Here is a 2085-nt window from a genome sequence, read left to right on the forward strand (position 1 = left end):
GCCGTTTCAGACCTTCGCGGAACTCGCGGCATAAGTCTGTCCAGTAGAACGCCGATTCCAGCCTACCGTGTCATTTGCGACAGAACCCACCGGCCAGCAGGGAAAGCACCCAAGAGAACACTCCATCTGTGACTGGCCGCACGAAAGGCACGAGGATGATTGCTACGGCGCAGCAAAGGACGAACGCGGCCCAAAGCTCCCAACGCTTCGGCGGAATATGCTGATGCTCGTGTCTTTCCATTGGCGTCGTCCTTCAGACTAATAGTCCCACGGATTGATAACCTCGATCCGCATAGCTTCAAATGGTCCCGTGTCGCGGGTCGCGATCTTCGCCGCTCTTTGTGCCGCGACAATCGCGCCGATCTGCCCATCAGCATGACCAATCGTGATCCCGCGTTCCCGTGCAGCCGAAACGCGCGACGCATAGAACTGGGAGGCGGTCACATCATAAGGAAGAACGCGGCCATAGAAGTCGTCCTGCAACATGGCTTCGATGGTGCCGAACAACCGTGCCCTGCGGTCTCCGACCGGCAGGATGAGCGCACCGAACAGCAGTTCTTCCGCCGTGATGGCGGTCATAAAGAGGTCGCCCGGCTCTTGGGCATCGAGCCAGGCCATGACGCGCTCATTCGGTTGCGGTTTCTGGACCTCGGAAACAACATTCGTGTCGAGGACGATCACGAGAAGTCCGCCGCGCGGCCGGGGGTCTTGTCGCGCTTCAGGTCCAGCTCATCCCCGATCACGCCCATGCTCTGGAACCGCGAGCGAAGCTGCTGGCCGAAGCCGCCCGTGTGCTTGGCGACATAAGAGTTGACCAAAATGGCGCGAGCTTCCGCCTCGATGCTGCGATTGTTGCTGACTGCCTGTTGCCGCAGATGGTCGTGGACCTCATCCGGCAGATTGCGAATTGTCATGTTCCCCATCGGTAAATCCTACGATAGCAAGTTCCAAATCATGCTATCATGTTCTGTGTGATGGCACAAATTTAAAAGTGATGGCATGTGGTGCTGTCCCTCAGTCTGGAGATGGTGCGACGTATCTGCCGCGCAGCGGCGGCCCGGCGCGGCCTTAGCGCCGCCCGCTGTCCTGGTGCCGGCCCGCCGGCGCCAGGGCTGCGGGAACCAGGACAACACCAGGGGAAAGAAAGACCCCGCCGAAGCGGGGCCAGTTACCTTCGTCGCTGAAGGGCAGAAACTGAAATTCAGGGCAAGCGATAGTCCAGCAGCCAGGACGGGCCATGCGAGTTGCGCAACTGGCGCAGCTCGGGCCGCTCGTCCGGTGCGCCGGATTTCAGCCAATCGGCAAGCAGGCGGCTTTTCCACCGCTTCCCGTGGCGATCACGATAGGCGCGAAGGGCGGCTTTTTGGTCTTCGGTCGGATCGGGATATGCCATATCGAGCGGGTTCATGTCAGGGCCTCCACAAGAGCGAGGTAGGGGGCGAGCGTCCCGCCCCCCGTATCGGCATCAGAAGCAATCCGGCACCCAAGCGTCGATCCGGGTCTTTGCTTCCGCTGTGATGCGCCATGCCTTCTGATACTCGGCATCGCTGAACAGCCGTTCCATGCAGCGGGCCTTTTCCGCTTTTTTCTGCGCTTTATGCGCCTTGAAGCCGTTGCCCTCGGGATCACAGCCGGTTAGTTCCAGATGCAGGCTGTCCAGATATTCGGCGCTGACGCGGTTGAAAAAGTTCTCGGCGGTTGGTGTCCAGACCTTGCGGATGCTGGCCCCGCTGTCGGCCTCGATTAACGCGAAGAAATCGGCATCGCCTGCACCATAGGGCAGGGTTCGCGCCAGCCCCTCGACCAGTGCGGCATTGCGGGCCTTCTTGCCTGCCGCCGTGAAGTCGCGGAAGGCTTGGGCCAGATCCTCGATGCGCAACTCCGGGCGGCTCCATGCCTCATGCCCTGCCGGGGGATGGGCCAACCGGTCGGACCATTCCAGACCTTCCGTCTTGCTCGGGCAGTTGTTGGGGCGTCCCGGCAACAGGTCAAAGACGCGGTTCTGTCGCAAAGCTTCTTGGCCCTCGCGATTTCCCTGTCGGTCGCCTATATATTTTTCCTTCCAGAAGCTGCGCAGGTGAGGGC

General features: G+C 60.8%; 3 protein-coding genes and 1 pseudogene. All 4 read right to left on the reverse strand.

Going from position 1 to position 2085, the window contains the following annotated elements; genetic code table 11:
* Nucleotides 1–258: 258 nt before the first annotated feature.
* The gene (locus I9P22_RS24010) at nucleotides 259–681 is read right to left on the reverse strand and encodes a type II toxin-antitoxin system VapC family toxin (protein WP_199262726.1); all 423 of its coding nucleotides are present in this window, start codon (nucleotides 679–681) and stop codon (nucleotides 259–261) included.
* Nucleotides 678–923 carry a FitA-like ribbon-helix-helix domain-containing protein gene (locus tag I9P22_RS24015; RefSeq protein WP_199262727.1) on the reverse strand — a complete coding sequence of 82 codons (246 nt, stop codon included), beginning with the start codon at nucleotides 921–923 and terminating at the stop codon, nucleotides 678–680. Before I9P22_RS24015 ends, I9P22_RS24010 begins: the two co-directional genes overlap by 4 nt.
* A gap of 278 nt (nucleotides 924–1201) precedes the next feature.
* The gene (locus tag I9P22_RS24020) at nucleotides 1202–1408 is read right to left on the reverse strand and encodes a recombinase family protein (RefSeq protein ID WP_199262729.1); all 207 of its coding nucleotides are present in this window, start codon (nucleotides 1406–1408) and stop codon (nucleotides 1202–1204) included.
* Nucleotides 1409–1465: 57 nt separating this feature from the next.
* Nucleotides 1466–2085: pseudogene (locus tag I9P22_RS24025) on the reverse strand (hypothetical protein); the annotation flags it as partial.

Source organism: Paracoccus binzhouensis, assembly GCF_016446475.1.
In the GTDB taxonomy this organism is placed as follows: domain Bacteria; phylum Pseudomonadota; class Alphaproteobacteria; order Rhodobacterales; family Rhodobacteraceae; genus Paracoccus; species Paracoccus binzhouensis.